We start from the raw sequence: 26,098 nt of genomic DNA, 5'->3' as shown, positions 1-26,098 counted from the left end.
TGTGGTCCTTTTCCGGTATGTCCGGGAAAGGACTTCTTGTTGATATCGCCGGGGGCGGTGTCTAAGGCTGTACCTTTTTCCTGACCACTGTTATTTCTCCCGTATGTTCTATATAAACAGCTTTAATTAAGCTGAGATCATCTGTTAATGCCGACTTCCTGATACCTTGCAGAATATCTTCTTTACAGATCAGCGCTCTGTTCATATTGGACTGCAAAAATCGTCCGTCCTCAAAAACAAGGATTTTTTTTCCCTCAATCGCTTCTGTGAACCGGACACTCCTGCTTTTCAGCCAACTAATGAATCGGTGAAGCACTACGATAGCCAGACAGGTGACAGCAACCGGTACAAAAGGGGAGGCTCCTACCACAGCACGACTTAAAATTGCTCCCAGAAGGATCACAATAATATTATCAACAGGTGAGCCGATGCCGAAAGATCTGCGGCCTGAAATACGTATGAATAATAAGGCCAGTATGAAAACCGTAATCCCACGAATCACCATCTGAAGACTATCAGGCGAATCCCCGACACCCCAAATTTTTTCCAGAATATGCATAACTGAACTTTTAAGACAGGGTACAAAAATAATACCGTGGTGTAAAAGAAGAATAGCCAAAAGCGTAACCCTAATGATCCTTCAGACGATCAACTGCTGATGAATAAAAATAAGCTTTCCGGTGAGGAAAGCTTATCTGATTTCAAGTAAGATGCAAATTATAAACAATTTGTTCAAAAGTAGACGATATATTCCTTGCAAGTTATGATCCTGGTCATAATAGCACAGTGTCGGAAACGTATCAGATAAACAGATACAGCGGCCGGATCAGTAGCTCTGTTCTACGTAATCACTGTCATTCTTCCTAATATATGGTAGGTGTTTAGCAATCTGAAATAGCCTATTTCAGTGGTTTTGTCTTCCATAAATTTAATTCAATAATGTGGGATTAATAGTATAATTATATAACGCATGTTTAATTTTATTATGTTAAGTTTGATTATTGTATTGTTATTAATATTTAATTATGCATACATTTTAAATATTAATATTGTGTTTTTAATATTGTATATTATGTTTTTGTCTCAACTGTTGTTCTTTCTCCGGAATTAACCTTTTAAGATAATCACAAAGAATGAAATGATCCTTTTAACCATAAAAAACTTTAACCAAATTACTTATGAGCATGTCAAACACAAAACAAACACCGGGGGCTCAGCCATTGGGGGCTGCCAACGTATTGCTGTCTGCTGAGGACAGAGAGAAACTTTTAACCGGATTTAATAAAACAGGCTGGGAATACGATGACAAGGAAACATTGGTATCTCGATTCCGGACACAGGCGGAATTGCATCCCGGAAATATTGCTGCTGTCTTTAAAGACAGGGAAATCACATACAGAGATCTGGATGTAAAAAGCAACCAATTGGCACAGGCTTTATTATCCAAGGGAATAAAGGAAGGAAAGTTTGTTCCGGTATGGTTCGACCGCTCTTTGGAGTGGGTCATTGCTATTCTGGGGGTTCTAAAGACAGGAGCTGCGTATGTGCCTGTTGATCCCACTTATCCTGCAAAAAGAGTAGAGTACATAGTCTCCGATACCGGCGCCTCTGTTATTCTTACCAACAATCGTTTGGGAGGAATTCTGAAAAGAAACGATCATGTTGAGATCATAAATCTGGATGACGGGAAAGTCTTTGATTCTTTTTCTTCCGGACAGCCAGAGGTCGCCATTCCCCATCATGCAGTGGCGTATACCATTTACACGTCGGGTTCTACCGGAAAGCCCAAAGGGGTTATGGTAGACCACCAGGCTATTCAGCATCTTGTCACCTGGCACAATCATCATTTTCATGTAGATTATACTTCCAAATTGACACTTGTTGCAGGGCTTGCATTTGATATTTCCGTATGGGAAACATGGTCTTCGCTTACATCGGGTGCTACACTTTTTATTGCGGAAGATGAAGAAAGAACAGAACCTTCTGCTTTAGTAAGGTATTTTCAGGCAAACAGCATTACCCATGGCTTTGTACCCGCTGTTTTGGCTCCTGCTGTAGTAGAATACAGCAAAAGTTTTCATATACCCTCTATGAAGTATCTCTTTACAGGAGGCGAAAAGCTTAAGCCCGTACTGACCACCGAATTGAGCTACGAATTAGTAGATTATTACGGCCCCACAGAATGTACTGTATTTGCTACATTCAGAAAAGTGAAGGACGTGAAAGGACAGTATATCTCTTCCATAGGAAGGCCTATAGCCAATGCCAAAGCTTATATATTAGGAGAAAACAGGGAAGTACTGCCTGTGGGAGCAACCGGTGAACTCTATATTGGAGGCAATATCCTGGCCAGAGGCTATCTTAATAACGAAGAGCTTACCGAAGAAAAATTTATTAGAGGTCAGTTTGACCCGAATGAAAGATTGTATCGGACGGGAGACCTGGCCCGGTGGCAACCTGATGGAAACATAGAATTTTTGGGAAGGATTGATAATCAGGTCAAGATCCGGGGATTCAGGGTTGAGCTTGGTGAAATAGAACGTACGCTTCTCGCACAGGAAGGTATCCGTGAAGCAGTAGTGCTGACGAAAGATACTGCCGGGACTAATAAATATCTTGTTGCCTGTATTGTAGCGGATCCTGAAATGGTAAAGGATGCTTCGCTGGTAAGAAACCGGCTCAAAGAAGAGCTGCCGGGATACATGATCCCCGCACAGATGATCTTCATAGATAAAATACCATTAACAGCAAATGGAAAGACAGATCATCAGGTTTTGAAGGATCTGGCTGAGAAGGAGGCGAGAGAAATGGTGTCTTTTGAGCCTCCCGCTAATGAAATGGAAAGAATCGTTGCGGAGGTATGGGCTGAAGAACTGGAGCAGCCTGTAATTAATATGACAGATAATTTCTTTGATATCGGAGGGAATTCACTTTTGGTAGCCGTGGTAGCTGTAGCGTTACAGACACGGCTGGATCTGAAAGTATATCTAAGGGATATTTACCAGTACCCGGTACTCCGTGATCTCTCAAAAATACTGATAGAGCGATCCAGGGTGGCTGGAGATGCGATTCCGGTGGAGGATGTGGAGCCTTATGTGGCATTAAAAAACGATGTCTATCTGGCTCCCGGAACTGTTTTCGCGGGAGGTTTTGATCCTCAGCAGCTCGAAGACCCTAAAGTGATATTTTTGACAGGAGTTACAGGATTTGTAGGTATTCATCTGCTGCAGGAGCTTCTGGATACTACTGACGCTGCGATCTACTGCCTGGTACGGGCTCAGGATGAGTTCCATGCTCTTGAAAAGATCGACCGCTGTTTCAGTCAATATCATATAGAACGTAAAGAAGATCAAAAAACAAGGATACTTCCTGTTATCGGTGATCTTGCTCTTCCTTCTTTGGGGCTTTCCGATGATACATTCAGGATGATTGCAAAAAAAGCAGATCTTATTTATCATTCGGGAAGTTCAGTGAATTTCATTGAGCCGTATTCTTATATGAAAGCTCCCAATGTGGAAGGATTACGGGAAATCATAAAACTGGCAGGAGCGGAAAGAACGAAATGTCTGGCCTTGCTGTCAACCATATCGGTCTACAGCTGGGGGCATATTTTCACTGAAAAAAAGATAATGACGGAGTCAGACGATATAGAGCAGAACATACTGTCGGTGAGCAAGGATATTGGCTATGTAAGAAGCAAATGGGTGATGGAGGCGGTCGCAGACCTGGCCGCACAGCAAGGCCTTCCTTTAATAACCTACAGGCTCGGGTATGCCATGTGCCACAGTGAGACCGGGGCCAGTGCTCCTTATCAGTGGTGGTCGGGGCTTGTGAAAAACTGTGTGGAATTCCAGTCATATCCGGCATTGACTGAACTTCGTGAAGGATTGATTACTGTTGATTATATGACCCGTTCAATGGCTCATATCACTAAAAATAAAGATGCAGTAGGGAAGAAGTTCAATCTCATTGCAAGTCCTCAGGCTAATCTGACCCTGGAAGATTTCTTTGGACTGATCAAAAAGCATTATCCTTTTAAGCTTACGGCTCTTCCGTACAAACAATGGCGCGCGCAATGGGAAAATGATAGTAAAAACCGCTTATATCCACTAACGAGCCTTTTTAAAGATAATATGCATGAAGGGTTATCCACAGTGGAGCTTTATCAGAATACCTACGTCTGGGATTGCTCCAATGTGATAGAGTTTCTGAAGGGCTCAGGAATTACAGAGCCTGTTTTCGACAAGAAAATACTCGATGCCTATTTACAGTATCTTGGAATAGCTTTATCATAAAAATGCCTGATGTTATATTCTAAGTGAAGCCTCTGATTTCAGGGGCTTTATCATTGGCAGTAATCAGCAATAGGAAAGTGGTCTCTATAATCGTTTAAATTTTATGTTTATTTATAAACTAATTATTTTAAAATAGTATATTTGTATACTTTTATGATCCGTGCAGAGGATTCAATAGTAACTCAGAAAAAGATGAAATGAATAAGATTAATATTTTTTGGTTCAGACGGGACTTAAGGCTCGAAGACAACACAGGACTTCAGCATGCGCTCAACTCCGGTCTGAAAGTGATTCCCTTATTTATATTGGATACGGATATTCTTGATAAGCTCGAAGACGACTATGATAGAAGAGTGGATTATATCCACCAGGCATTGCAAGACATTCATATGGAATTGCGGTCATTCAGGACTGGGATTCATATACATCATGGGAGGCCATTGGAGGTTTTCAAAAAACTTGTTCAGGATTTAGAGATTGATACCGTATTCTGTAACCGGGATTATGAACCCGGGGCTATACGGAGGGATCAGGAGATTCATGATTTTCTTCAATGTCATCACATCAAATTCCAACAATATAAAGACCAGGTAATTTTTGAAAAAAGCGATATTGTAAAAAGCGATTTTTCACCGTATACCGTATTCACTCCCTATTCCAAAAAATGGAAGGAAAAACTGATAAAAACGGAGTTCAAGACGGTTGACCTGACGCATTTTGCTGAATTTCACGGTTCCTCAGAAATCATTTCTCTTGAGGAAATTGGTTTTAAGAAGACCGATATGCAGTTTAAAAAGCCAAAACTCAATAAAGCACTTATAGAATCTTACCATCTGTATAGGGACTTTCCGGCGATGAACTGTACCACCCACCTTGGAATTGCGCTTCGCTTCGGAACCCTCTCTGTAAGAGCATGTGTTGATTATGCTCTTAAGCATAATGAGACCTGGCTGAATGAACTGATATGGCGGGAGTTTTTTATGCAGATTCTGTATCATTTTCCCAAGGTGGTCACGGGCTGCTTCAAAGAAAAGTATGAGAATATTGTCTGGAGAAATAATGAAAAGGAATTCAGGGTCTGGTGCAGCGGCAATACGGGATACCCAATTGTAGATGCCGGAATGAGAGAGCTTAACGAGACGGGCTTTATGCACAACAGGGTAAGAATGATTACGGCCTCCTTTCTTACCAAACATCTTCTGATCGACTGGCGTTGGGGAGAAGCTTACTTTGCTTCGAAGCTTTTAGATTATGATCTGGCGGCCAACAACGGCAATTGGCAATGGGCTGCAGGATGCGGTTGTGATGCCGCTCCGTATTTCAGAATATTCAATCCTTACGAGCAGGCCAAAAAATTTGATAAAGAATCTGAGTATATCAGAAAATGGCTGCCTGAAGATGAGCAGAAGCTCCCTATAGTAGAACATAGAGAGGCAAGGGAGCGGGCATTGAAAACTTACAAAGAAGCATTGGCATAATCGCGGTATAATTTAATTAATAATCACAAAAGTATATAGAACAGTGGCAAAAAAAGGAATTTTACTCATCAATCTCGGTTCGCCAAGATCAACTGATGTAAAGGATGTAAAGGAATATCTTGATGAATTCCTGATGGATGAAAAAGTGATTGATTACCGGTGGATATTTCGTGCGCTCTTGGTCCGGGGAATTATTTTAAATACCAGGCCTGCGAAATCTGCAGAAGCCTACAAAACCGTTTGGACGGAGGAGGGCTCGCCATTGATTGTCATTACCCGTAAAATACAGAAAAAACTTCAGGAAGTAGTTGATGTCCCTGTTGAAATTGGAATGAGATATGCGGAACCCAGCATCGAGACAGGGATCAGACGTCTGGTTGAAAAAGGCGTTTCAGAAATTGTTCTTTTTCCCCTCTATCCGCAATATGCGATGAGCACCACGGAAACGGTAATTGAAAAGGCGGAAGAAGTAAGAAAGAAGAAATTTCCCGGACTGAAAATCAAGTATATCCAGCCCTTTTATCATAGGGATATTTATATCAACTGTCTGGCGGAAAGTATTCGTGAAAAACTTCCCGAAAGTTTCGATGCCCTGATGTTCTCTTATCATGGCGTCCCCGAAAGACATATTTATAAAACGGATCCTACCAAAACCTGTAATATGAACGACTGTTGTTATAAAGAAGTAAATCCCAGTCATCAGTTCTGTTACCGTCATCAATGCTTCAGTACAACCGAACGTGTCATCCGCAAACTTGGATTGCCTGAAGAAAAAGTAATGGTTTCGTTTCAGTCCCGGCTGGGGAAGGATAAATGGATAGAACCTTATACAGATCAGACTCTTGAGACTGTTCCGGCGAAAGGAATTAAAAACCTGGCAGTAGTTTGCCCTGCTTTTGTCTCGGACTGCCTTGAAACCCTGGAAGAAATTTCTGTCGAAGGAAAAGAACAGTTTTTAGGTGCAGGGGGCGAACACTTTTACTATATCCCGTGTCTAAATGATGATGACCGGTGGATCGACGTAATTAGGACTTTATGTGAAGAAAAGCTCAGCCAGTTTTATCTGGTATAATGCTGTTCTCGTTAATACATACGATTTACCACGGGGTCATGAGCTATATTCATTGCAAAGATGAATATAGCTCGTTTTCCAGATCATCAATAGGCTAAGTGACTGCCACTCAATGCGGAGAAGTCAGTAGGCTTTTAATAGAATATTTTTCTGTTTTGAACCTTCACCAGATTGATATTATGCATTTTTTTAATCGTTCTGATGACAGTTTCTACGCGAAGTCCCGTGAGGTTGGCAAGCTGCTGCCTGGTAAGCGGGATCTGAAACGAATGTTTGTGGGTATTGTGATCGCCTTTAAGGTGATCCATCACCGTTTTAATTTTAAGAACGGGGTCCGGTGACGATACATTGAACAGCATAACGTATTTGTAATACAGCCGGTCCGCAATGCATTTCAGCATTCTGGAAGAAATTTCAGGATGCTGATTCAGCAAATTGAAAAAGTCTGTCTTGGAAATTTTAAGGATGTTGCAGCTGGTTTTAGCAGTAGCATTAGTAGGATAAACTTTATCATCAAACAAAAAAGATTCCCCAAAACTTTGTCCGTCAGACAGAATATTTTGAGTGAATTCTTTACCGTCTTCATGGTAGTTGTTAAGTTCAACAATACCATGATTGATCTGAAAATAAAACTTAGGCAAATTTCCTTCTGAGAAAATGGTTTCATTCGCATCAAAGGTTTCATAATTTGCACCATAGGCTAATAATAAATCTTCACTTATTATCATGTCTCAAAATTTTATAGGTTAATGATGTATTGTGTTAACTTTTCGTTTCAGAGATTGCAAATAATAAACCATATTGCCGGTTCATTTTGAGAAAATATACCATATTTTGTTTATTTGTATTGATTTTATTCATAAAAATATGACTTTTAAAGAAGTAAAGTCCTGAGGACCATGTTTATTTAAGCCTTAAATCTTTTGTTTTTAGATTTTATAAATACACTAATGAAATTTAAAAGGTATATTTGTAAACTATTTATATTGAAATGAATTATACTCTTATCAAAGACATGATGGTTTTGCTGGAGCAGTTTGAAACGGAAGCTCAAGTGCATCCCCATTCCTATCCCGATACAATTGATGGTTTTAAAGAGTGGATGTTTGCTCAGAAAGAGACTCCGGGGCCACAAAACCTTGAAGAACCTTACTGGGAAGGGAAAGAAAACGGAAGAACAGCGGAAAGTGCTATCAATACGCTTCTCGTTCACCTCAACCGTTATGCAAAAACGTACTCCAAATCTGCGATTTCAAACTCAGAATTTTCTACGCAGGAGGACTTTATCTATCTGATCAATCTTAAGGCTTTCGGACAGATGACAAAAATGGAGCTCATTAAAAAAAATATTCATGATAAGCCTGTTGGTATGCTTATTATTGCCAGACTGCTTCGTCAGGGCTGGATTGTGCAGACGGAATCCGATACCGATAAACGCAGCAAGCTGATTCATATTTCGGAAGAAGGATTGCGCGCATTGGAAGAACAAATGGAAAAAATAAGACAGGCTACTCATATTGTTGCAGGTAATCTCAGTCATCATGAGAAAATGGATTTAATCAGAATTCTGAATAAACTGGATCGTTTTCATTATCCTATATTCTCAAGAAATATTGATTCGCACCACTTGATTTCAACGGTATATGAAGAATATAGATTCACAAAAGTATAGTGAAAAAAAATCCCCGGAGAAATCCGGGGATAAAAACTAATAACCATGAAAACTCAATTAAACATGAGAATCAGCTGCAAATGTAGGGTAATTTTTAGAAATTTAAAAATTAAAATATCAGCTATAGACGCACTCTATAGCGGAAATCGCCTGATAGAGCTGAAAATCTGCTGGCCAGGTTTAAAAAATTAACTCTACTTTAACAGACTTGGTTTTTTTTAATAGAGGATTCTCCTTCCCTCAAGTTTTATGGTTTTATCATTGACCATCTTTTTGACAGTGCGGATTACTGTTTCAACGCGTAGGCCGGTAAGATCGGCAATCTGCTGGCGGGTAAGCTCTACCGGAAAACATTGCTGGCAGTCCCCATCATAGTAACTCTTCAGATAATCCATTAATCCCTTTAATCGGTCAACCGGATTCTGAGAAGCCATATATCTTACCATTAAGCTGTTATAGTATAATCTTTGTGATAAACAGGCATTGAGCTCCAGAGATAGATCGGGGTGCACTTCAAGCATCTCAAGGAAATTGTTTTTTGGCATTCTGACAATTTCAGCTGCTTCCAGGCATATGGCATTGGTAGGATACAACCGGTCAATAAAAAGGAGGGGATCACCAAAGCTTTGATTTTTACCAAGGATATTCTGGATAAACTCCTTGCCTTCATCATTAAATGTATTGAGTTTTACCTTCCCGCTTACGATTTGATGATAATAAAGTGACCGTTCTCCTTCTCTGAAAATAAATTGTTTGGTTTTGTATTGTATGCTTTCGCCGCCGAATGAACGAAGAATATTGCTGTCAATATTCATACAGCTTATTGTTTTTTTCATAATTTTAATCTATTAACCTTAGCAAATCGGTGCTCATGGAAACAACTTCAGAAAGTGAAATCCGGTAGATTTTTCAAACCATGAAGTTAGCTTGTTCTTTACAGATATGCAACCTATTTTTATCATATAGGAAATAAATTCCTATACAATTTCAAGAATCTTTTTACTTATAGAAAGCAAAGGTATTCATGCCATAAAATGTGGTACGAAATAAAAAATCATAATCGCTAAAAATTACTTTTTTTTGAAATATTGTGAGTATTTTTGAGCCTAAAGTAAATATAATTAATTATTGATTTTAACTTCATATGATTTTAATTGTTGATGACAACCAAAGTAACCTTTACTCACTGCAAAAGTTACTCGAATCCAAAGATTTTCAAGTAGATACGGCTGATTCCGGTGAGGTGGCTCTGGGCAAAGCACTGAAAAATGATTATGCCCTGATTATTTTGGATGTTCAGATGCCTGACATGGATGGATTCGAAGTAGCTGAAACTTTGGCGGATTACAGTAAAACAAAAGAAGTTCCCATTATATTCTTATCAGCTGTCAATACAGATAAAAAATTTATTACAAGGGGATACGCATCCGGAGCTAAGGACTATGTGACGAAACCTGTAGATCCTGAAATCCTATTGCTTAAGGTGAAAACTTTCTATAACCTTCAGGAGCAGAATGTAGCGATGAAGAAAACGCAGCAGAACCTGGAGCTTGAAGTGAAGGGAAGACGGGAGTCCCAGGTTACTATGAAATCACAGATCGACCACTTTCACCTGATGCTGGAGTCGCTTCCGCAAATTGCATTTACCCTGAATGATCAGGGAATAGTAGATTTTGTGAATGGTAAATGGTATCAGTACTCTGATTCTGAACAGAATTTTCCCGAGACCCATCCGGATGACCCTGTTATCCTGGAAGAATTTGAACGCTGCAGGAAAAGAGGAAAAGCTTTGGAACTGGAAATCCGTATCAAAAATGTAGGGTCGGAAGATTACCGCTATCATCTGCTTCGGGTAACCCCGGTGTACGATGAAGGGCGTATCAAAAACTGGGTAGGAACATTTACGGATATAGACGGCCAGAAGAAAGCAGAAAAAGAGAAGGATGAATTCTTAAGTATTGCAAGTCACGAACTGAAAACTCCTTTGACAAGCATTAAAGCTTATGTGCAGCTGCTGGACAGGAAGCTGAAATTGGATAAGGACAGCTCAGAAGCCGGTTTTGTAACCAAAGTGCAGGGACAGATTGAAAAACTTAATACCCTGATTACCGACCTTCTGGATGTTTCCAAAATAGAAAACGGAAAACTGAAGATTAACAAAAAACCTGTTAATCTCGAGAATGTCATCAGCAACGCTATTGAAACCATTCTGCAGACCCATGACGAAAATAAAGTGAAAATAGGCCGTCATGGAGTGAAGCCGGATATTCTGATTCCATTGGATGAAATCCGTATCGAACAGGTATTAATTAATTTCCTTACCAATGCCATTAAATATTCTCCTCATAACAATCAGGTGATCGTTACCACTTTTGTAGATGAAGAAGCACAGGAAGTAAGGGTAAGCGTTACCGATTTTGGAATTGGTATCCCGGATTTTAAACAGGCGGCTGTGTTTCGCAAGTTTTATCGTGTAGAAGAATCTTCGCTTCAGTTCCAGGGAATGGGGATAGGCCTGTTTATCTGCTCTGAGATCATCAAACAGCATCACGGAAATGTTGGGGTCTCCAGTATTTTAGGCGAAGGATCCACCTTTTATTTCACTTTACCATTAAATTAATTTCCATGCCGAAAAAAATTATACGAAATCTTCAGTTCGGAGTAGGACTTTCGCTTTTGATTTTAATTGCGAGTTCAATAGCTTCCTACTGGAGTATCCAAAACCAGATGAACCACAGGGAAAGCCTGTCGAAAAGCAGGCGCTCTGTCACAGCCGTTAAAGATGTCCTGGTGGCATTACTGGATGTGGAAACAGGAAACAGAGGTTATCAACTGACGGGAAGAGAAGATTTTCTTGATCCCTATAAACGGTGCTTACAAGAATATCCTAAGGCATTTGAACGGGCCAAGGCCTTAGGTTTGCAGGATAAAGTGCAGGTGGAAAGGCTTCATCTCCTGGAACAGAACATCAACAGCACCATTGCTAATCTTAAAAAGCTTGTGGAAAACAGGCGGAAAGGAGCCATTATGACCCAGCAGCAGATCATTGCCGGTAAAGTGTATATGGATCGGTGCCGGAAGCTTGTGGGTGATTTTGTACAGTATGAGGAAAGCCAGCTTGAGGCTAAAAACAAAGATCTTAACCGTTCCTCCAGTACCACTGTTTTATTCATCATCTTCTCGGCATTGGCAGCGGTGGTAGTGACTGTCTTTTTCTATATTAAGATGCGGGCAGATCTTATCCGCAGAGATAAGCTGGAAAAGATGCTTAAAGCAAAAGATGAGGAGATGACCCGCCGGGTAAGTGCCATCCAGAAGATAGCCAACAGGGTTGCCAATGGAGATTATAGCGAAAGGGCAGTGGATACTGCACAGGATGACTTGGGCGACCTGGTAGAATCTCTGAACAATATGACAGAGTCCCTGAAAATATCATTTGATAAAATTAATAAAAGCGACTGGCGCCAGAAAGGGCTGGCCTTGCTGAACGAATCCCTGGTCGGTAATAAAACCGTAAAGGAAGTTTCGGAAAAATCTCTGCATCAGCTGATCGATTATGGAAACTGTATCAACGGCTCGCTCTATCTTTATGATGAAGGCATCCTGAAGCTTTGCAAAGCTTTCGGATTGGAAGGGAACATGAAGCAGACTTTTGAACCTGGAGAAGGTATGGTAGGCCAGGCATTTATGACTGCCAAAACACAGGTTTATAATAACCTCCACGAAGAAGATTTTGTAGTCACTTTTGCCAGCAGTACCATCAAAATTTACGGAATTCTGTTGATTCCTGTTTTCGCAGACGGTCACGCGATCGGAGTGCTTGAACTGGGGTCAACGTCCAATTTTGATCAGGACAGAATCAGCTATTTTGTGGAATGCTGTATCAATATAGGAATTGCACTGAGCGCTGCCAAAGGAAGAGAAAAAGAACAGCAGCTGCTGGAGGAAACCCAGGCACAGTCTGAGGAATTGCAGGTTCAGCATTCTGAGCTAGAAAATCTGAATACGGAACTGGAAGCCCAGACCCAAAAGCTACAGGCTTCGGAAGAAGAATTAAAAGTACAGCAGGAAGAGCTGATGCAGGCGAATGCAGAACTCGAGGAACGATCTAGATTGCTGGAAGAAAAAAATCACCTGATTGCTGAGCGTAATAATGAAATTCAGAAGAAAGTAGAAGAGCTGGCTCTAAGTACCAAATACAAATCGGAATTCCTGGCTAATATGTCCCACGAATTGCGTACTCCTCTGAATTCAATCCTTCTGCTGTCCAGGCTGATGGCAGAAAATCCTGACGAAAACCTGAATGAAGATCAGGTAGAATCTGCGAAGGTAATTCAGAGCTCTGGAACAAGCTTATTAACCCTGATAGATGAAATTCTGGATCTTGCTAAAATTGAATCCGGTAAAATGACCCTTGAATACCAGGATGTGGTCATAGAGGATGTGGTTAAAGATTTAAAAAGCCTCTTTAATCCTGTATTTCAGGAGAAGGCACTGCAGTTTAATATCCGGATAGAAGAGAATGTTCAGAAAATTATAGAGACCGATCGCCTTAGGATAGATCAGGTATTGAGAAATTTACTGTCCAATGCCCTGAAGTTTACGAACGAAGGAAGCATAGGCCTTCATATTAAGAAGCATTCGGACAAACCCGGCTTCATTGTGATGGCTGTGAAAGATACCGGAGTGGGAATTGCTGCAGATAAGCAAAAAATTATTTTTGAGGCATTCCAGCAGGCAGACGGTTCTACCAAAAGAAAATTTGGGGGCACCGGTTTGGGATTGTCTATAAGCCGGGAGATCGCAAGGCTGTTAGGAGGTGAGCTGGTACTGAAAAGCGAACTTAATGAAGGAAGTGAATTCAGTTTTATCATTCCTGTTCATGCCGTAACGGAGATTGTTCAGCATGAGACAGATCAGGATCTGGTGGAAATTATCCGTGAAGATGTAGAAGAAATTCAAAGCATTCTGGATGATGGTGAAACTGAAACGGCTCAGGTTCTGAACACCTTGGAAATTCCTGAAGATGTAGCCGATGACAGAGAGCGCATCAAAAAAGGTGATAAGGTGATTCTTATAATAGAAGATGATGTCAATTTTGCAAAAGCACTTCTTAAATATGCCCATCGGCAGGATTATAAAGGAATTGTGGCCGTACGGGGAGATCATGGCCTTGCCGCCGCACAGAAATACCGTCCTCATGCTATCCTGCTGGATGTTCAGCTTCCGGTAAAAGACGGATGGGAGGTAATGGATGAGCTTAAATCCCACGCGGATACAAGACATATTCCCGTTCACATGATGTCTGTACTTCACCTTAAAAAAGAAAGTCTGATGAAAGGTGCCGTGGATTTTATCAATAAACCGGTAGCGCTGGAAAAGATGACTGATGTTTTCAGAAGAATCGAAGATGCTCTGCAGAAAGGTTCCCAAAAAGTTCTGATTGTTGAGGAAAATGCGAAACATGCCAGTGCTTTATCTTATTTCCTGAGTAACTTCAACATTTCTCTATCTGTGGAACACAATGTGGAGGATAGTGTGAAAGCATTGACTGCAGATCATGTAGACTGTGTTATTTTAGATATCGGCAAGTCCAAAGGGAACGAATTTCAGGTCCTGGAATCCATAAAAAGCAATGAAGGTCTTGAAAACCTTCCCATCATTATTTTTACAGAGAACAGCTTATCAAGGGACGAAGAGCTTAAAATAAAACAGTACGCAGACTCTATCGTCGTAAAGACAGCACATTCTTATCAGAGGATTTTAGATGAAGTAGGTTTATTCTTACATTTGGTAGAGGAAAAAAATAACCATTCCGAAAATAATGCAGGCAAAATGCTGGGCACATTAACGGAGGTTCTCAGCTCTAAAAAAGTATTGATTACCGATGATGATGTACGGAATATTTTTTCTCTGACAAAAGCACTGGAAAAATATAAAGTGGAAGTTGTGGTAGCGATGGATGGCAAAGATGCCCTCCAGCAGATCAAGCAGCATCCGGATATAGATGTTATTTTAATGGATATGATGATGCCGGAAATGGATGGCTATGAAACCATAAAGGAAATTAGAAAAATGCCGGCGTTTACCAGATTGCCGATTATTGCGGTCACGGCAAAATCAATGATCGGGGACCGTGAAAAATGTATTACGGCGGGTGCTTCGGATTATATCTCAAAACCTGTAGATATCGATCAGCTGCTGTCCCTTCTTCGCGTTTGGTTATATGAAAGTTAAACAGATACAACTCTGATGAATAAAAAAATTTTAATTGTGGATGATGATCCACGTAATATCTTTGCATTAAAGCTAACCCTGAAGGCCCGTGGTTATACCATTGAAAGCTGCACAGCGGCACAGGAGGCCCTTGACATCCTGAAGTCGGACCCGCAGTTTTCGGTAGTACTTATGGATATGATGATGCCGGGAATGGATGGTTATGAAGCGGTGAAGATTATAAAAAAGACTGCAGAAACGGCGCATATTCCTGTGGTGGCGGTGACTGCACAGGCAATGCCTGAAGACCGCCAGAAATGCATAGAGGCTGGAGCTGATGATTACGTCTCTAAGCCGATTGATGTGGATCTTTTGATAACAGCTATAGAAAAACTGTCATAAATGCTGGAACCTAGTATCATAAAGGACGAAGAAGTTGAATTTCTGATCAATGACGTCTATGAAATGTACGGCTATGATTTCTCAGGCTATAGCAGGGCTTCTTTCAAGAGAAGAGTTAACCGTATCTGTCTGCTGGACCGGTTTACCAGTTTTGCTGAGCTCCGGTATACCATTATGAACGACCCGGATTATCTGAAACGTTTTATAGAAGAAGTAACGGTAAATGTTACTGAAATGTTCCGTGATCCGTCTTTCTTTAAAACAGTACGTGAGAAAATCTTACCCCAGCTGGGGACCTATCCCCTGATCAGGATCTGGGTAGCGGGCTGCTCTACAGGTGAGGAGGCTTATTCGATGGCCATCCTGCTGAAAGAAGCGGGTCTGTATCACAAATCGCTGATCTATGGAACAGATCTGAATCCCTCTGTCCTGGAAACTGCACGAGCCGGTGTTTTTCCTTTGCAGCAAATGAAACTCTATTCTGAAAACTATATCTTATCCGGAGGGGTAAAGGATTTTTCAGATTATTATACTGCTAATTATGACAGCGTAAAATTTGATAAAAGTTTGCAGGAAAAGCTCATTCTGTCTACTCACAATCTGGTTTCGGACAGCTCTTTTAACAGCTTTCAGCTGATTGTCTGCCGAAATGTACTGATCTATTTTGACCGTGAGCTCCAGGAAAGGGTATTCCGGCTTTTTGACAACAGCCTTGAAAATTTAGGTTTTCTTGCGTTGGGAGCTAAGGAAACCCTGAAATTTTCTACGATCGATAAAAATTATCATCAGATTGAAGAACAGAAAATCTGGAAGAAACTGGATCACCACTAAAAGATCCCATTATGAAAACACAAAAAAATACAGAACTCATTATTATCGGGGGCTCAGCAGGAAGCCTGCAGGTTATTATTGAGATGATTAAAAAATTAGAAGAGACGGTACAGATTCCCATATTGTTGGTGGTACACCGCAAAGCGCAGTCCGGAAATATTTTGCAGACTCTTTTGCAGCAGTTTACCGAAATACCGGTTATTGAAATTGAAGATAAAGCAGAAGTGCGGAACCGTACCATATACATCGCACCGGCAGATTACCATCTGCTGTTTGAAAACAAAAAAAATATGTCACTGGACAGCTCAGAGAAAATGAACTATTCCCGTCCGTCTATTGATGTTACCTTTAGATCTGCAGCGGAAATTTATGGGGAGAATATGATCGGAATCCTGTTGTCAGGCGCCAATGCGGATGGAGTAGAGGGGCTGGCTTACATTAAGAAAAATAACGGGCAGGTATGGATACAGGACCCGGAAACAGCTGAAGTGGACTATATGCCCAAACATGCGGTAGAAAAAATTGATTATGATTTAATTGTTAAACCTGCTAATTTAGCGGATTATATTAATCATTTATACTCTATATAACTTAAATAAATCTAACGTATATGACTAAAAAGAGAATTTTAATTTTTGATGATGATGCTGCTATTTTGGAGGTGGTTACGATCATTTTTGAAGAAAATGGCTATGATGTTAAAATTTCGGAAACGTCACATGACATTCTGGAAAAAGTGGCCGAGTACCAGCCGGACGTCATTTTAATGGATAACTGGATTCCCAAAATCGGTGGAGTGGAAGCAACAAAGCTTTTGAAAAGCAATGAAGAATTTAAACATATTCCGGTCATCTATGTAACCGCAAATAATGATATTGTTGCCCTTGCCAATGAAGCTCAGGCTGATAATTATGTGTCAAAACCTTTTAACCTGGAGGACCTTGAAGATATGGTGGCCAGATATATGAAAGAACAGGTATAAGACCCAAAAAACATTCAATGCTTATTCCATCCTGGCATAACGATGAGTCAGAAAAAGGCCTCAAAATGTATTGGGGCCTTTTCTTGTCAGATCTTCTGAAGTACTATTTTTTGACTACAAAAGCTTTCAGCTCTGCCATCAGGTTATTTTCAAACCTCCATACATCACAGTAGTCATAGTCGGTCCATTCACCGTTTTCCAAAAGGCTTATTGTTCCTACTGCTGTCACAAAGTTCCCTTCAGCAATCATATGCTCCACTTCAAACCGGGGCGGTTCCCGGTAAGCTTCTTTCATATATCGACGTACCTCCTCTTTTCCAGAAAGCACCTGGTCTCCCGTAAATATCCATCGCGTATCATCCGTGCAGTACGAAAGAAACGTCTCATGGTCACCCTCTGATACTGCAGTATTTGCTTTTTCCAAAATCGTTTTATAATTCATAAGGCAGTTTTTTATCAACGAATACAAATGTCAATATCACAGCCGGCCTTTCACTGGTTGATCTCCAGAGTTCTCACTTATAATGAGAAAAATTTCTCATCGAAATAAGGTGAAAAAGATCAACTAAGCTGGTAATTGACAATAACTAAGCCCAAAATGAAATGAACATAATCCTGCTCAGATTCCTGTCTGTTGATCAGTTTGTTTTTAAATTCGTAAGAGTTCAATACCCTTACCAGCTGCTGGTATGTTTCAAATTGATCTCCTTTGATCTTCACCCTTCCGTTATCTTCTCTTGTTTTAATAATAACATCATCCAGGGTTCGGACTTTGAATAAGACATGACATAACTTTGGATTAAAATTCATCCGCCCCGTGTATCTTTCAATTATATTAACCTTGAAGGAATCAAATACGATCGTATTAAACACAATATTAGAATCTGGTTTCTGCGTATTGAGCTCAAGTGTGTAATTCATAACTTTATTTTTATGCAAATTTACCCAGAAGCTGAAAAGAATCAAAGTAAAATAAGACGAAACCTTAAAATAACTAAGCATAAAAAGTTTTTTTTTACAATTGAAGTAATTTTTTGTGGTATTTCAACAGAAGATGAATGGTTTTTCGTCAGTTATCCCATATTGTGAAAACAGGTAAGCGGTTCTTTTTTTGTTTTTTTTTATTAAAAAATATTCCAAAAGAAACAGGGCCATCAGATATATGACGGCCCCGCTGCATTTAGTGTTTTTACCTTAGTGATTTGTTTCGAAACTGTGTGTAGGGTATCGTAAAAGCTTTTTATGGCCATAATCCCTATTCATCATTGTGTTCAAATCATCATCCTTCATTGTCTTTCTATCACTGAAGCAATTTTAAGTTGAAGTTCCTTGGTGCATTACCATACACCTGAATTTTTAACGTTTTCAACTTACCTAGTGTTTAAAAAATATATAGAATGGTTTTTAGTTATTGCAAATATACAAATAAGACACTTCTAAGTGTCTAAAATGTCAAAAAATTTCTTAAACTTGTAGAACTGAACGAATAAGCATGGAAAGAAAATCAGCAGGAGGCAGTATACGTAACAAAGAACGCAGTAAAAAAAAGTTTTTGGATGCGGTTGGAAAAATTCTGAAAACCAATGGATATGCTGCTTTAAAGGTGAATGATATTGCTGCTACCGCGGGAGTAGATAAAAAAATGATTTACACTTATTTTGGAGGAATGGATGGTCTGATGGATGAATATATCCGGTCACAGGATTACTGGAGCAGAATAACCGTTGAAGAAATTAAAAAAATAAAGCCCAGAACAGATGACGGAGGAAAATCTTTTATGTAAGAAATGCTGATTTCTCAATTTGACCATGTATATAAAAATAAAGAAGCTCAAAAACTGTTGTTATGGCGGTTGTCTGAACCGAGAAAATCGCTGGCTAAACTTACGGCGATACAGGAAGAGAATGGAGAATATGTTTTTAAGCTGATGATGGATGCTCATTTTGGAAAACAGTCTGAAGATTTTCGTTCCATCATGGCCATCATGGTTTCCGGCCTTTACTACCTGAATGTTTATGGTGGTGTGAACAGCCGTATTTTTTGCGGTATAGATGTCAGTACATCCGAAGGACGTCATCACATAAAAAAAGCAGTCTCATTTTTATTAGAACAGTCGTATAAGAACCTGCCCTGCCCAGATTAACGGTATGATGATCAGATCCATTATTTAATGTATAAAAATAAAAACAGCTGTATTAGATTTCTAATACGGCTGTCCGTTTGTCGTGTTTTTACCTCAGTGTTTCGTTTCCGAAAATGTCTTAAAGTAAAGGAACAAAATAATACAATCTGTTTTTCACTCTATATAGTGTTTATATAAAATGGTTATTAGTTTGATGCAAATATACAAAATAAGACACTATGAAGTGTCTAAAAATAATTTATTTTTCAAAATTTACATCGCGAGATAACCGTATTTCAAAAAAATCGTTTGTAGAAGCGATTTACACCCGTATTTTTGCAAAAAATAAATAGGAAAATTGGTGAAATTCAGCTTAATCCGGATGATATTCCGTTCCATTGTTAAAAAAAATCATATCTATTTTTATCTCCTGGGGGCAGAAACCGGAAGATGAATATTCAGGCTATATTCTGATCAGAATTCTGCGCGAGAAATAATAAAGTTTTTCATAAAAAGAAAAGCAGTATCGTTACAATCGTAATGATACTGCCTATGTGATTGTTTTTACCTTAGTTGCTTAGTGTTTGAAATTATTTAAAAATTGAGGGAACATAATTACGGTCTGAATCATTTTAATTTCTCAACATAGGTGCATTTCTCTATATATAATGGTTTTAGTTTGTGCAAATATATGAAATAAGACACTTGCCAGTGTCTAAAATAATAAAAAATTTCTTAAACTTGTATCATTGAATGATTAATCATGGAAAGAAAATCAGCAGCAGGTAGCATCCGGAATAAAGAACGCAGTAAAAAGAAATTTCTGGATGCAGTGGGGAAAATCCTTAAAACAAAAGGATATGCAGCGTTAAAGATCAATGATATTGCCGCGACAGCTGGAGTGGATAAAAAAATGATCTATACCTATTTTGGCGGAATGGATGGTCTGATGGATGAATATGTCCGTTCGCAGGATTACTGGGTGAAGGTAACCAGTGAAGAGGTGGAAAAAATGAAACCACTAGCCGATGATGGTGGCAGAGCTTTTATAGAAACAATGTTATTGTCACAGTTTGACTATGTCTATACCAACAAGGAAGCACAGAAGCTGCTTTTGTGGAGTATCTCTGAACCGCGAAAATCATTAAAGAAGCTCATCGATACTCAGGAGGAAAACGGAGAATATATTTTTAAACTGATGATGGAATCTCATTTTAAAGACAATATGGAGGTGTACCGTTCTATCATGGCCATCATGGTTTCAGGGCTTTATTATTTGAATATGTTTGCCTCCGTCAATGGCAGTATTTTTTGCGGAATTGATGTCAATACCCCTGAAGGACGTAAAAACATCAAAAAAGCAGTGTCTTTTATGGTAGATCAGACGTACGAAAACCTGAATGATCAACAGGAAGAGTAGGAGATTCTAAACGCTTTTAGCGTTACACCGGTTCATAAGCAAAAAGTGGCTGTCTCTTATGTTGAAAATAGAACCAAAAAGGTCCCCGTTGATGGCGGAGACCTGTCTGAAATTATTTTTTGTGTTGCCCCGGTGCATAGGGTTTTGCTGATTTGGATCCGGTGACTTTCTTTACCTGGCCCGGTGGAAGTCCGTGGTTGCCATTAGGTTTCAGTCTGGGTGCACATGAAAAAACAAAGGCGCCGAGAAGAAACATTAGTCCGATTTTTTTTGTGGTACTCATGATGCTTTTTTTACATTCATTAAAAAACAATGCCAAAGTATAATTTTCAGGACAAAGGAACAGGTCTTGCTGTGGTGATTACAAATTCATCATTATGTCTGTTATTGCATTGAAAAGGATTTACGAGCAGTCTTCTCCGGAGGATGGCTACCGTGTGCTGGTAGACCGGCTCTGGCCTAGAGGAATATCTAAAGAAAATGCTGATATCAGTGAGTGGAATAAAGCCCTTGCTCCTTCTACAGAACTTCGGGAATGGTTTCACCATGATCCTGGATTATGGACAGAATTTTCAGAAAGGTATATGAAAGAACTTAATCAGGGTAATCTGGGAAAAGAATTTCTGGAACGAACTCGGGATCAGGAAAAAATTACACTTGTGTATGCGGCCAAGGATGAAGCACACTGCCATCCGCTTATTCTCAAAAAATATCTCGAAAGCCTTAGCTGATCATAAAAGAAAAAAAACAGAGATCAATGCTCTGCTTTTTCTTTTTTTACGGCCTGGTGCATCATGAGGATAATGCCCAAAAGTAAAAGGGCAATCACCAGATAACGCCAGGAAAGATCTTTTTGCGCTGTTACTGTTCCACTGATAGAAATCAGAAAACTGGTAACAGAGGTTATCACATACACCAGTCCACCCATCAGGCCGCCCGCGGTTCCTGCATTCTTAGGAAAATACAGCATGCTTGTGGTGAAGAATGAGGTAAACAGGATTCCTGAACAGATATGAATGAAAAAGGCAAAAGGAATCATAATGAAAAGACTCTCCGCAAAATAACTGGTCGTGATCAGTCCTGCAATAAGGATCAGCTGCAGCATGACCGGCTGTAAAATGCGTGGTTTAAAATCGAGTGTGAGACGTCGTTTGCCAATGAAACCACCAATCATCCAGGAAAAACCTAAGATCAGGGTACAGTATCCGATCACAACCGGAGTAAAGTGAAAGGTATTTTCAATAATAAAAGGTCCGGTGATATTGAACAGCATGACAATAGAATAGCTTAGCCCTAAAATGAAAATCCCCAGCATGAAGATTCTGTTTTTAAGCATCATTTTGTAAAGGCTGATATTTTCCGAAAGATCAAGTTTCTTTTTCTGTGGAAGACTTTCACCGCTGAAAAACCATTCGAACAAAAACAAAACTCCCGCATACACCGCCAGAAAATAAAAATTAGCATGCCAGTTAAACAGTTTTTCGAGGTATCCACCCAGAAACGGAGCCAGAATAGGTCCGCAGGACCATACGATCGTAAAATAGCTCAGATAATGCTTTACTTTTTCTGCATCATAAATATCTACAAAAATAGCACGGGTGGCCACTACCAGTACAGATACAGCGGCTCCCTGGAGAATCCGGAGGAGGCAGATCAGGAAAATGCTATTGGTCATTGTAATCAGGATGCTGCTCACAATCAAAAGGAAGAGTGCGACCAATTTGGGACGGTAACGTCCGATGCTGTCCAGGATACCCCCTACGAAAAGCTGGGAAATCCCATAGCTCAGCAGGTAAGAGGTGAGGGTGATCTGGATGTCCTTCTCGGAAACCATCATTCCTTTCGCCATAGAAGGAAATGACGGTAGATAGATATCTGTAACGAATCCGGAAAGCGGAATCGACACAAATGCCATGATGGTTATTAATCTGATGCGTTGCTCAGATGCTGCTCTCAACATATTCATTCTTTTTTTACTCTGCAAAAATAGGATAAGAAATATGAATTCGGATTCTAAAAGACAAAGTAAAAATTACAAAAATCAAATATTATACTGAATTCTTAAATTTCAAAGGTGAAGTTTGGGCATGTTTCTTAAAAAAGTTATTAAAATGAGCGGGCTGATCAAACCCCAAAGTATATCCTATCTGGGCAATATCCCAGTTGGTGTATTTCAGCAGGTTTTTGGATTCCTCAAACATTTTTTCCTTAATGATCTGTGTGGTAGTGAGGTGGGTTACAGATTTTACAGATGAATTGAGGTGATTCACATGTACATTAAGATGTTCTGCAAAGTCTGATGGTGTTTTTAAAGCCAATGGATAAGCAGGAGAGTCCAATGGAAACTGTTTATTCAGCAATTCATCAAATAATCTGTACAGGCGTACGTTGGCAGGCAATTCATGAGGGTGGATGTCTTCCATACGATTTTCCAGGGCCAGATGGAGAACCGCCGCCAGATTATTTTTGATGCTGTTGCAGCGGAACGGATACGCAGAATTATTCATTCTGTAAATCTGGTCAAAATAAAGCGTAGCCAGCTGCGTCTGATCCTCGGTAAGGAAAACCACGGGCTTGCTCCATTCTTTGAATATTGATGTTTTTTTAAACAGATTAAACTCCGAATTGCTGTTGAAAAACTCCTGGTTAAAAAGACAGAAATAGCCTTCCTGAAGGTCACTGTCGCACTCCCAGGAATATGGGATGCTGGGCGATGGGAAAAATAAAGCCGGCCGGTCGATATACAGCTGGTGCGTACCATAATGGATTGTCCCTTTTCCTATAATAAAGCTGATTTTGTAATAATCACGCCGGTTGTATGGACTCTTGAAACTGCAGTACTTCCGCATGGATATATTGAAATGGGATTTACCCTGTTCAAAATCCTCAGAATCAAATATTTTGACCTGGTCATTACGGATGCGTCTGTAATAATCTTCTATGGTTTCCAGCTGATCACTCATGGGCGTAAATTATAAAAATCAAAGATACGTAAATATGTAGAATCCAAAGCAAATGAATTCTTATCAATAACAAATCCTTATTGAGCGGTCATCTTAGTTGGGTAAAATAGCTCTTTCCTTTAGTTTTTTTGAATGTCCATTTCCAAAATTTGGGAGGGAAGCTGAAAAGGGCCGGCTTGAGCAGTGCCGGTTACGGAGAATCCGGACTCTTTAAAAAATTCCATCAGTGGATCGTGATCCAGCATATTGATCCACACGATATCGGTAAAACTGACTGCGGATCTGGATTTTTTCCAAAGCGACTGCCGGACTTCCGCCGTATTAAATGCAGGAATAATAACGAAACTCATTTCCGTTGTTCTTTTCCCTTCAGATCCGTTGGGAGGCAATGCACCGCTTTTTATGATGCTGTATCCTACCGGCTGTCCGTCTGCATAGGTCATGATAAGCTGGTTGGAGAGATCATTGAGGTCGTTGATCATTTTCCTCGGGTCGATCCCGGTGCTGATGTATTTTTTGATTTCTTCGGTAGGAATCATCTTTTGATGAAGAGCTTCGACTGAAGAATCGATAATGGTGATAAGATCAGAAATTCCCTCTTCCGAACCCACTGTAAATTTTGAAATGATCTCCATGGAACTTTTTTTATTCAAAATTATAAGATTATTTCTTACATAAGGGATACAGTTTGTAAAAATATAACCGGTACAGTTGAGTATTTTCGTAAATTTACCATATACAGTTGAAAATACCATGGCGAAGCCTTACAAGTATGAAGTTTTTACACATATTATCGAACAGCAGATTCTCATTGGAACCCTCAGGGCTAAGGACAGGCTTCCCTCTGTAAGGGAGATCAGGTCCCTGTACAAGCTCAGCATGACTTCCGTTCAGAATGGTTTTGAATACTTGGTTATGAAAGGCCTGGTCATGAGCAGTCCCGGTTCCGGCTATTTCGTGCGTGAGGTCAAGGATGAAAATATCCCGGATATACAAACCCATTTTTCTCCGGTGATCAGGGATGAATCATTTATGAAAAATATGATTCTTACCTCTCAACAGACTTCAGATGTGAGCTCCTTTAATCACGCAGTGCCGGGAGATCTTCTGATTCCCCAGAAACTTATTTTAAGGACCATGCAGGAGGTGATCCGGGAAAAAGGCGCCACCCTGCTCAGATATTATCCTTCCAACGGATTGGAATTGCTGAGGCGGTTGATAGCACAGCAGATGGCTAAGTACGGCTGTACATTGAACCCCGACGAGCTGATCATTACCGACGGAGCGCTGCAGGCCCTGACGATTGCATTGAGGTCCGTAACAGCAGCCGGTGATATTGTAGCAGTAGAAAGTCCCTGTGTATTTTCTGTGCTGGAGGTGTTATCCAGCCTTGGCCTCAGGGTGGTGGAGATTCCGGTGCATTACAGGCATGGCTTTGATGTGGAATATTTCCGGAAGATCTGTACAGGACATCATGTAAGGGCTCTTATTGTCACACCTAATTTTCATAATCCTACGGGAATTCTGATGAAAGATGAAGTTAAAAAAGAGCTTCTTGCTATTGCCGGCGATCATCAGATGTGTATTATTGAGAACGATATGTATTCTGATCTCTATTTTGGTGAAGAAAGGCCACGCTGCATAAAAAGTTTCGATACAAAAGGTATTGTCATGATGTATTCTTCATTTTCAAAAACATTGGCTCCCGGGATCCGTCTGGGATGGCTGTATGCCGGTGAATGGTATTCCAGATCCGAGCGGGTGAGGTTTGTTTTGGGGCGTTCCGTTTCACCTGTTTATCAGGAACTTGTTCTGAAACTTTTACAGGGAAGCAGCTATGAAAGACATCTGCGAACGTTCCGGAAGAAGCTGGAGGAGCAGGCTACCCGGGTACTCGATGTCGTCAGGAGGTCTTTTCCTGAAGGTTCTTATTTCCACAGACCTGAGGGAGGATACAGTATCTGGGGCCAGTTGCCGGAAGGTGTCCCTATGGAAAAGTTCTGGCGGTATTGTGACAGGCATCAGATTTTATTTACCCCCGGCTATACATTTTCATTTGCAGACCAATACCCTCATCATTTCAGGATCATTTTTGCGGAAAGAATTTCTTCAGAAAGTATTGCATTGCTGGAAAAAACAGGGGTAAAGGCCCACGAGCTCCTTTTGGAACGATAAGCTCTGCACAGCAGAACGGAAATGATTTCGAAATTCTTACCCTTATATAATAGGAACCCGCTGTCCATAAAAGCCTGATCAGCCCGATTTTTTTTGAAAATTAAAGTGAATCCGGAAATACCTCATTAATTTTAATGAAATTTCTCAGTTTTTTTCTACACAATTAGGCTGGAATCACCATAAAACCTATATTTGCAGCCTAAATTTTTAAATAAATGAAAGAACTAATTGAAAAAATCAACGCGGAAATTGAGGCGTTCACAACTGAGGCAAACCAACAAGCGGAAAAAGGGAACAAGGCAGCGGGTACAAGAGCTCGTAAATCAGCTTTAGAACTAAGCAAACTGTTCAAAGAATTCAGAAAAGTTTCTGTAGAAGAAGCTAAAAAATAATTCACCTTTAGCCGGCTTTTGGAGCCGGTTTTTTTATGCCTTATTGGTTTTGTTCTTAAAAAACCTTCAAAACGTTCC

The 26,098-nt window shown here is 40.0% G+C and carries 25 protein-coding genes; 16 read left to right on the top strand and 9 right to left on the bottom strand.

Going from position 1 to position 26,098, the window contains the following annotated elements; genetic code table 11:
- Positions 1–61: 61 nt before the first annotated feature.
- Entirely contained in the window at positions 62–559 is a 498-nt protein-coding gene (locus DRF67_RS01330) for a DUF421 domain-containing protein (protein WP_115926031.1), read from the bottom strand.
- Between the two features lie 625 nt (positions 560–1,184).
- Between DRF67_RS01330 and DRF67_RS01325 the strand changes: the two genes are divergently transcribed.
- The 3 genes from DRF67_RS01325 (at position 1,185) to hemH (ending at position 6,845) form a co-directional block, all read left to right on the top strand.
- Positions 1,185–4,295 carry a non-ribosomal peptide synthetase family protein gene (locus DRF67_RS01325; RefSeq protein ID WP_115926030.1) on the top strand — a complete coding sequence of 1,037 codons (3,111 nt, stop codon included), beginning with the start codon at positions 1,185–1,187 and terminating at the stop codon, positions 4,293–4,295.
- 197 nt (positions 4,296–4,492) lie between these two features.
- Complete coding sequence (locus tag DRF67_RS01320; protein ID WP_115926029.1) at positions 4,493–5,773, top strand: cryptochrome/photolyase family protein; 1,281 nt, start codon at positions 4,493–4,495, stop codon at positions 5,771–5,773.
- A gap of 43 nt (positions 5,774–5,816) precedes the next feature.
- The gene (hemH, locus tag DRF67_RS01315) at positions 5,817–6,845 is read left to right on the top strand and encodes a ferrochelatase (RefSeq protein ID WP_115926028.1); all 1,029 of its coding nucleotides are present in this window, start codon (positions 5,817–5,819) and stop codon (positions 6,843–6,845) included.
- A 134-nt stretch (positions 6,846–6,979) separates the two neighbouring features.
- Here hemH and DRF67_RS01310 read toward each other — a convergent pair whose 3' ends face one another.
- Complete coding sequence (locus DRF67_RS01310) at positions 6,980–7,573, bottom strand: Crp/Fnr family transcriptional regulator (RefSeq protein ID WP_115926027.1); 594 nt, start codon at positions 7,571–7,573, stop codon at positions 6,980–6,982.
- 263 nt (positions 7,574–7,836) lie between these two features.
- On the opposite strand from DRF67_RS01310, the gene DRF67_RS01305 reads away from it, so the two are divergent.
- On the top strand, positions 7,837–8,517 hold the full coding sequence (locus tag DRF67_RS01305; RefSeq protein WP_115926026.1) for a MarR family winged helix-turn-helix transcriptional regulator: 681 nt from the start codon (positions 7,837–7,839) through the stop codon (positions 8,515–8,517).
- A gap of 218 nt (positions 8,518–8,735) precedes the next feature.
- On the opposite strand, the gene DRF67_RS01300 is transcribed toward DRF67_RS01305, so the two are convergent.
- Complete coding sequence (locus DRF67_RS01300) at positions 8,736–9,353, bottom strand: Crp/Fnr family transcriptional regulator (protein ID WP_228435705.1); 618 nt, start codon at positions 9,351–9,353, stop codon at positions 8,736–8,738.
- A gap of 308 nt (positions 9,354–9,661) precedes the next feature.
- On the opposite strand from DRF67_RS01300, the gene DRF67_RS01295 reads away from it, so the two are divergent.
- From DRF67_RS01295 to DRF67_RS01270, 6 genes are read left to right on the top strand one after another with little or no spacing between them, the layout of a single operon-like run.
- Positions 9,662–11,137, top strand: a complete 1,476-nt coding sequence (locus DRF67_RS01295; RefSeq protein WP_115926025.1) for a hybrid sensor histidine kinase/response regulator — start codon at positions 9,662–9,664, stop codon at positions 11,135–11,137.
- 5 nt (positions 11,138–11,142) lie between these two features.
- Positions 11,143–14,754 carry a response regulator gene (locus DRF67_RS01290; protein WP_115926024.1) on the top strand — a complete coding sequence of 1,204 codons (3,612 nt, stop codon included), beginning with the start codon at positions 11,143–11,145 and terminating at the stop codon, positions 14,752–14,754.
- 36 nt (positions 14,755–14,790) lie between these two features.
- Positions 14,791–15,135 carry a response regulator gene (locus DRF67_RS01285; protein ID WP_317047988.1) on the top strand — a complete coding sequence of 115 codons (345 nt, stop codon included), beginning with the start codon at positions 14,791–14,793 and terminating at the stop codon, positions 15,133–15,135.
- Positions 15,136–15,966: a CheR family methyltransferase gene (locus tag DRF67_RS01280; protein WP_115926022.1), complete on the top strand. Its 831-nt coding sequence runs from the start codon at positions 15,136–15,138 to the stop codon at positions 15,964–15,966.
- An 11-nt stretch (positions 15,967–15,977) separates the two neighbouring features.
- Entirely contained in the window at positions 15,978–16,556 is a 579-nt protein-coding gene (locus DRF67_RS01275; protein ID WP_115926021.1) for a chemotaxis protein CheB, read from the top strand.
- 20 nt (positions 16,557–16,576) lie between these two features.
- The gene (locus DRF67_RS01270) at positions 16,577–16,948 is read left to right on the top strand and encodes a response regulator (protein WP_115926020.1); all 372 of its coding nucleotides are present in this window, start codon (positions 16,577–16,579) and stop codon (positions 16,946–16,948) included.
- Between the two features lie 103 nt (positions 16,949–17,051).
- Here the strand turns inward: DRF67_RS01270 and DRF67_RS01265 are convergent, their stop codons facing one another.
- Together DRF67_RS01265 and DRF67_RS01260 are read right to left on the bottom strand one after the other, a co-directional pair.
- Positions 17,052–17,390 carry a nuclear transport factor 2 family protein gene (locus tag DRF67_RS01265; protein ID WP_115926019.1) on the bottom strand — a complete coding sequence of 113 codons (339 nt, stop codon included), beginning with the start codon at positions 17,388–17,390 and terminating at the stop codon, positions 17,052–17,054.
- Positions 17,391–17,509: 119 nt separating this feature from the next.
- Positions 17,510–17,869, bottom strand: coding sequence for a prevent-host-death protein (locus DRF67_RS01260; RefSeq protein WP_115926018.1), 360 nt, complete (start codon positions 17,867–17,869; stop codon positions 17,510–17,512).
- 571 nt (positions 17,870–18,440) lie between these two features.
- On the opposite strand from DRF67_RS01260, the gene DRF67_RS21735 reads away from it, so the two are divergent.
- The 3 genes from DRF67_RS21735 to DRF67_RS01250 all read left to right on the top strand — a co-directional run bounded on the left by DRF67_RS21735 (position 18,441) and on the right by DRF67_RS01250 (position 20,490).
- Positions 18,441–18,731, top strand: coding sequence for a TetR/AcrR family transcriptional regulator (locus tag DRF67_RS21735; RefSeq protein ID WP_228435704.1), 291 nt, complete (start codon positions 18,441–18,443; stop codon positions 18,729–18,731).
- Between the two features lie 3 nt (positions 18,732–18,734).
- Entirely contained in the window at positions 18,735–19,091 is a 357-nt protein-coding gene (locus DRF67_RS21730) for a hypothetical protein (protein ID WP_228435703.1), read from the top strand.
- 742 nt (positions 19,092–19,833) lie between these two features.
- Positions 19,834–20,490: a TetR/AcrR family transcriptional regulator gene (locus DRF67_RS01250; RefSeq protein ID WP_115926017.1), complete on the top strand. Its 657-nt coding sequence runs from the start codon at positions 19,834–19,836 to the stop codon at positions 20,488–20,490.
- Between the two features lie 112 nt (positions 20,491–20,602).
- On the opposite strand, the gene DRF67_RS21415 is transcribed toward DRF67_RS01250, so the two are convergent.
- Positions 20,603–20,773: a hypothetical protein gene (locus tag DRF67_RS21415; RefSeq protein WP_165851718.1), complete on the bottom strand. Its 171-nt coding sequence runs from the start codon at positions 20,771–20,773 to the stop codon at positions 20,603–20,605.
- A 94-nt stretch (positions 20,774–20,867) separates the two neighbouring features.
- Here DRF67_RS21415 and DRF67_RS01245 point away from each other — a divergent pair, with 94 nt between their 5' ends.
- A complete protein-coding gene (locus tag DRF67_RS01245) occupies positions 20,868–21,221 on the top strand; it encodes a DUF488 domain-containing protein (protein ID WP_115926016.1) in 354 nt (117 codons plus the stop codon).
- A 23-nt stretch (positions 21,222–21,244) separates the two neighbouring features.
- On the opposite strand, the gene DRF67_RS01240 is transcribed toward DRF67_RS01245, so the two are convergent.
- The 3 genes from DRF67_RS01240 to DRF67_RS01230 form a co-directional block, all read right to left on the bottom strand.
- A complete protein-coding gene (locus DRF67_RS01240) occupies positions 21,245–22,450 on the bottom strand; it encodes an MFS transporter (RefSeq protein ID WP_115926015.1) in 1,206 nt (401 codons plus the stop codon).
- An 88-nt stretch (positions 22,451–22,538) separates the two neighbouring features.
- Positions 22,539–23,453 (bottom strand): helix-turn-helix domain-containing protein, encoded by a 915-nt coding sequence (locus DRF67_RS01235; protein ID WP_115926014.1) that lies wholly within the window; start codon positions 23,451–23,453, stop codon positions 22,539–22,541.
- Between the two features lie 119 nt (positions 23,454–23,572).
- A complete protein-coding gene (locus tag DRF67_RS01230; RefSeq protein ID WP_123912692.1) occupies positions 23,573–24,088 on the bottom strand; it encodes a hypothetical protein in 516 nt (171 codons plus the stop codon).
- Between the two features lie 118 nt (positions 24,089–24,206).
- Between DRF67_RS01230 and DRF67_RS01225 the strand changes: the two genes are divergently transcribed.
- Both DRF67_RS01225 and DRF67_RS01220 read left to right on the top strand, forming a co-directional pair.
- Positions 24,207–25,628: an aminotransferase-like domain-containing protein gene (locus tag DRF67_RS01225; RefSeq protein ID WP_115926012.1), complete on the top strand. Its 1,422-nt coding sequence runs from the start codon at positions 24,207–24,209 to the stop codon at positions 25,626–25,628.
- A 215-nt stretch (positions 25,629–25,843) separates the two neighbouring features.
- A complete protein-coding gene (locus DRF67_RS01220; protein WP_115926011.1) occupies positions 25,844–26,020 on the top strand; it encodes a histone H1 in 177 nt (58 codons plus the stop codon).
- Positions 26,021–26,098: the final 78 nt, after the last annotated feature.

Source organism: Chryseobacterium pennipullorum, assembly GCF_003384725.1.
In the GTDB taxonomy this organism is placed as follows: domain Bacteria; phylum Bacteroidota; class Bacteroidia; order Flavobacteriales; family Weeksellaceae; genus Chryseobacterium; species Chryseobacterium pennipullorum.
The sequence above is the reverse complement of the archived record's forward strand: the minus strand, read 5'-3'. Positions and strand labels throughout refer to the sequence as shown.

Bases quoted from the DNA above. Each gene is read 5' to 3' on its own strand.
- DRF67_RS01330 (WP_115926031.1), bottom strand. From the start codon at position 559: ATGCATATTCTGGAAAAAATTTGGGGTGTCGGGGATTCGCCTGATAGT.
- DRF67_RS01325 (WP_115926030.1), top strand. From the start codon at position 1,185: ATGTCAAACACAAAACAAACACCGGGGGCTCAGCCATTGGGGGCTGCC.
- DRF67_RS01320 (WP_115926029.1), top strand. From the start codon at position 4,493: ATGAATAAGATTAATATTTTTTGGTTCAGACGGGACTTAAGGCTCGAA.
- DRF67_RS01310 (WP_115926027.1), bottom strand. From the start codon at position 7,573: ATGATAATAAGTGAAGATTTATTATTAGCCTATGGTGCAAATTATGAA.
- DRF67_RS01305 (WP_115926026.1), top strand. From the start codon at position 7,837: ATGAATTATACTCTTATCAAAGACATGATGGTTTTGCTGGAGCAGTTT.
- DRF67_RS01300 (WP_228435705.1), bottom strand. From the start codon at position 9,353: ATGAAAAAAACAATAAGCTGTATGAATATTGACAGCAATATTCTTCGT.
- DRF67_RS01295 (WP_115926025.1), top strand. From the start codon at position 9,662: ATGATTTTAATTGTTGATGACAACCAAAGTAACCTTTACTCACTGCAA.
- DRF67_RS01290 (WP_115926024.1), top strand. From the start codon at position 11,143: ATGCCGAAAAAAATTATACGAAATCTTCAGTTCGGAGTAGGACTTTCG.
- DRF67_RS01280 (WP_115926022.1), top strand. From the start codon at position 15,136: ATGCTGGAACCTAGTATCATAAAGGACGAAGAAGTTGAATTTCTGATC.
- DRF67_RS01275 (WP_115926021.1), top strand. From the start codon at position 15,978: ATGAAAACACAAAAAAATACAGAACTCATTATTATCGGGGGCTCAGCA.
- DRF67_RS01270 (WP_115926020.1), top strand. From the start codon at position 16,577: ATGACTAAAAAGAGAATTTTAATTTTTGATGATGATGCTGCTATTTTG.
- DRF67_RS01265 (WP_115926019.1), bottom strand. From the start codon at position 17,390: ATGAATTATAAAACGATTTTGGAAAAAGCAAATACTGCAGTATCAGAG.
- DRF67_RS01260 (WP_115926018.1), bottom strand. From the start codon at position 17,869: ATGAATTACACACTTGAGCTCAATACGCAGAAACCAGATTCTAATATT.
- DRF67_RS21735 (WP_228435704.1), top strand. From the start codon at position 18,441: ATGGAAAGAAAATCAGCAGGAGGCAGTATACGTAACAAAGAACGCAGT.
- DRF67_RS21730 (WP_228435703.1), top strand. From the start codon at position 18,735: ATGCTGATTTCTCAATTTGACCATGTATATAAAAATAAAGAAGCTCAA.
- DRF67_RS01250 (WP_115926017.1), top strand. From the start codon at position 19,834: ATGGAAAGAAAATCAGCAGCAGGTAGCATCCGGAATAAAGAACGCAGT.
- DRF67_RS21415 (WP_165851718.1), bottom strand. From the start codon at position 20,773: ATGAGTACCACAAAAAAAATCGGACTAATGTTTCTTCTCGGCGCCTTT.
- DRF67_RS01245 (WP_115926016.1), top strand. From the start codon at position 20,868: ATGTCTGTTATTGCATTGAAAAGGATTTACGAGCAGTCTTCTCCGGAG.
- DRF67_RS01240 (WP_115926015.1), bottom strand. From the start codon at position 22,450: ATGTTGAGAGCAGCATCTGAGCAACGCATCAGATTAATAACCATCATG.
- DRF67_RS01235 (WP_115926014.1), bottom strand. From the start codon at position 23,453: ATGAGTGATCAGCTGGAAACCATAGAAGATTATTACAGACGCATCCGT.
- DRF67_RS01230 (WP_123912692.1), bottom strand. From the start codon at position 24,088: ATGGAGATCATTTCAAAATTTACAGTGGGTTCGGAAGAGGGAATTTCT.
- DRF67_RS01225 (WP_115926012.1), top strand. From the start codon at position 24,207: ATGGCGAAGCCTTACAAGTATGAAGTTTTTACACATATTATCGAACAG.
- DRF67_RS01220 (WP_115926011.1), top strand. From the start codon at position 25,844: ATGAAAGAACTAATTGAAAAAATCAACGCGGAAATTGAGGCGTTCACA.